We start from the raw sequence: 3,804 nt of genomic DNA on the forward strand, positions 1-3,804 counted from the left end.
GTAGAGCCACCCCATGGGTGGCTGCGCGCGGTGATGGGGGCGTTCGCATGGTGATGGGTTGGGGGGCAGCCACCCATGGGGTGGCTCTACCCTTGGGGGGAATGTGTTTGGTTTCAGATGCGTGGCGTGCGCAACGAAAAGGCCCCGATGCGGGTGCATCGGGGCCTTTGTTTTACCGGTTGCGGTGACGCGCTGCGCTTAGAACTCCTGCCAGTCGCCGTCGGCCAGTTCGGTGGCCATCGGGCGCGCGGCGGTGCGGCGGGCCGGGGCCGGGGCGGCCGCCGGGGAGGCGGTCGCGGCACGGGCCGGGCGGGCGGCCGGGGCCGGCGCGGTGGCGCGGGCAGCGGCGGGGGCTGTCTGCGCCTGCTCGTCCAGGCGGAAGATGGACACGGCATCGCTTAGGTGGCCGGCCTGTTCTTCCATGGCACGCGCAGCGGCGGTGGCTTCTTCCACCAGCGCGGCGTTCTGCTGGGTGGTTTCGTCCATCTGCACCACGGTCTGGTTGACCTGCTCGATGCCGGCCGACTGTTCCTGCGAGGCCGCCGAGATCTCGGCCATGATGTCGGTCACGCGCTGCACCGAGGCCACGATCTCGCCCATGGTGCTGCCCGCCTTGCGGACCAGGGCCGAGCCGTCGGCCACGCTGGCCACCGAGTCGTCGATCAGGCCCTTGATCTCCTTGGCGGCACCGGCCGAGCGCTGGGCCAGGGTGCGCACTTCGGAGGCGACCACGGCAAAGCCGCGGCCCTGCTCGCCGGCACGCGCCGCTTCCACGGCCGCGTTGAGCGCCAGGATGTTGGTCTGGAAGGCGATGCCGTCGATGACCGAGATGATCTCGGCGATCTTCTTGGACGAGGTCTGGATCGCGCTCATGGTGGTGACCACCTGGCCGACCACTTCACCACCCTGGCTGGCCACGCTGTGCGCGCCGATGGCCAGCTGGTTGGCCTGGCGGGCATGCTCGGCGTTCTGGCGCACGGTGGAGGTGAGTTCCTCCATCGAGGCGGCGGTTTCTTCCAGGTTGGCGGCCTGCTGCTCGGTACGGCGCGACAGGTCGCTGTTGCCGGTGGCGATCTCGCTGGCGGCCGAACTGATCTGCTGGCTGGAGTGCTTGATGCGGGTAACGATGCCGCTGAGTTGCTCGGCGGTGGCGTTGGCGTCGTCACGCATGGTGGCGAACACGCCCTGGAAATCGCCGTGCATGCGCACGGTGAGGTCGCCCTGGGACAGCGCGGTGAGCAGGCCGGAGATCTGCGCGATGCTGGCCGCGTTGGCGTCCAGCAGGCCATTGATCTGCTGGGTAAGCTGCAGGAAGAAGCCGTCCTTGCCATCGGCCAGGATGCGGCCGGACAGGTCGCCGGCGGCAGCCTGGGCGATCACGCGGGCCACTTCGGCTTCGACAAGCGCCTCGGGGGTGCGGTCGCGCCACTCGACCACGTGGCCGACGCTTTCGCCGTCCTCGTTGCGGATGGTGGAGACCACCTGCGCGAACTGGGCGTGGCCGAACTGCATGGCGCGGCGGGCGACGCCGTTCTGCTTGAGGTTGGCCAGCAGGCTGGCATCCATCTCGCCGCGGTGCTCGAGCACGGTCAGCGGGCGACCCACCAGCGACACGCCGGCATCGAAGTCGGGCAGGCTGGCGCGCAGGTCATCCTGGTACTGGGTCAGGGTCTGCTGCAGGGCGCGGTTGGCGTAGACGATGTTGAGGTGGTTGTCGGTCAGGTACACGCCGGTGGAGCTGTAGTCCAGCGCGGTGCGGATGCGCAGGTTCTCGCGGGCGATGGCCTGGTCGCTCTCGGTGCGCTCGCGCAGGTCGCGCTGCATGCGCTGCATGGCCTGCATGAGGTCGCCCACTTCGTCCTTGCGCGAGACATCGATGTGGCCGTCGAGCTTGCCGCCCGCCACGTCGTTGGCGACCGAGACGGCGCCGCGCATGCTGCCCACCAGCGAGCGGGCGAACAGGTACACCAGCACCAGGCCCAGTGCCGCGCCGCCCAGCAGGGCGATCACGGTCAGCATGGCCGAGGCGGCATAGGTGGATTCGGCTTCCTCGCGCGAGGCGCGGGCCAGCCGGTTGTCTTCGGCAATCAGGGCTTCCAGTGCGGCGGAGGCCTTCAGGTGCTTGGTGCGGGTCTCGCCGACGAAGGTATCCACGGCGTCGTCGGGCAGGTCCAGCTCCAGCATCTCGGTGACCGCGTCATACGAGGCCAGCGAATCTTTCCAATCCTTGGCGAAGGCGTCGAACAGCTTCTTCTGCTGGGGATTGTCGATCAGTTCGGGGTATTTCTTGATGGACAGGTCGATCTTGCCGCGCAGGTCGGCTGCGCGCGTCTTGGCCTCGGCCTTGACGTCGTCGCTGGCGCGGATCAGGCCCTGGTAGGCCGAGTTGCGGAACTCGCCGACCATGCCGCGGATCTCACCGGCGGTCCGGATGCTCTCCATGCGGTGGCCAGCCAGCTCGGTGGTGACGTTGTTCAACGAGTACAGGCCGCGATAGGCCACGATGCCCTGCAGCAGCATCACCAGCAGGAGGACGCCGAAAGTCAGCATCAACTTCGGCATCAGTTTGAGGTTGTTGATCCAGGGCATGGGCGGTGCGATCTCCAATGGCAAACGCGTCCGGGCATCGTGCCCGGTTGCAACGACCACGCCGGCCAATGCCGGCGTGGCATGGCGTACGGCGGATTACTTGATGTTGGCGAGCTTGAGGCCGGCCGGCGAGCTGACTTCGATTTCAGCACGCGATGCGTCGCGGGCGATCTTGCCGATCACGCAGACGGTCTTGCCTTCCAGGGTTTCCAGCGGGAAGCTGAACTTGCCGCGGTTGGCGCCGGCGATGCGGGCCGAGAAGGTGTGGCGCGGGAAGGCGCCGCCCATGTAGAGGAAGGTCGGCTGGCCTTCGGAACCTTCGGCGTAGCGGGCCTTTTCGACCTTGCCACAGACCATGCCGTCCTTGCCGACCGAGCGCGGTGCCATCTCCGGCGGGATCATTTCGGCCGACTGGGCGAATGCGGACGAGGCAGAGGAGGCGAGGACGGCAACCGAGAACAGCGCAAGCAGGGACTTCATCGGGAAGAATCTCCGGGGGAAATGGACGAATTGGCCCGGCCTTGGGCAGCCCCACACAGCCGGGTCCTGAAGCAGCTATCGGCCGTGCGTGGCGGAACTGAAGAACTTTTTTCGACCATGGTCGTATGGACCAGGCGCGGCGCGGGGTGGATCAGGCGGCGACGTCTTCGACGACGGTCGGCTGGCCCATGTCGGCGCTGTCGAGCAGGGTTTCGATATCCAGCAGGATCAGCATGCGATCGTCCTGGGTGCCGATGCCGGAGATGAAGCGGGTATCGACCGCAGCGCCGAATTCGGGGGTGGGGCGGATCTGGTCGGCGTTGAGCGGGATGACATCCGAGACGCTGTCCACGACGATGCCGACGACGCGGTCGTCGACGTTGAGCACGATCATGACGGTGAAGGCGTCATAGGTGGCCTTCTCCAGGCGCAGCTTCAGGCGCAGGTCGATGACCGGCACGATGGTGCCGCGCAGGTTGATGACGCCCTTGATGTAGTCCGGCGCATCGGGGACGCGGGTGACCGAGTCGTAGCCGCGGATTTCCTGCACCTTGAGGATGTCCACGCCGTAGTGTTCGGCGCCGAGGGTGAAGCTGAGATACTCGCCACCGCTGCTGGCGGCGTTGGGGTTGCTGTCGTTCATCGAAGGGATCCTGGGTCGGGCGTGGCGGTAGAAAAACCGGGCGTCACGCTGGATATCGGCTTGGATGGGGGCGACTTTAGGGGGGGGTGTTG

Annotated in this window: 3 protein-coding genes; all 3 read right to left on the reverse strand. The window is 67.2% G+C overall.

Annotated elements, in window-relative coordinates:
* Positions 1 to 198 precede the first annotated feature (198 nt).
* Entirely contained in the window at positions 199 to 2,589 is a 2,391-nt protein-coding gene (locus tag RSA25_RS19205; RefSeq protein ID WP_332810424.1) for a methyl-accepting chemotaxis protein, read from the reverse strand.
* 96 nt (positions 2,590 to 2,685) lie between these two features.
* On the reverse strand, positions 2,686 to 3,069 hold the full coding sequence (locus RSA25_RS19210) for a hypothetical protein (protein WP_128095882.1): 384 nt from the start codon (positions 3,067 to 3,069) through the stop codon (positions 2,686 to 2,688).
* Positions 3,070 to 3,220: 151 nt separating this feature from the next.
* A complete protein-coding gene (locus RSA25_RS19215) occupies positions 3,221 to 3,712 on the reverse strand; it encodes a chemotaxis protein CheW (RefSeq protein ID WP_332810425.1) in 492 nt (163 codons plus the stop codon).
* Positions 3,713 to 3,804 lie beyond the last annotated feature (92 nt).

The sequence above is a fragment of the Stenotrophomonas sp. genome, from assembly GCF_036662295.1.
Classification (GTDB): Bacteria; Pseudomonadota; Gammaproteobacteria; order Xanthomonadales; family Xanthomonadaceae; genus Stenotrophomonas.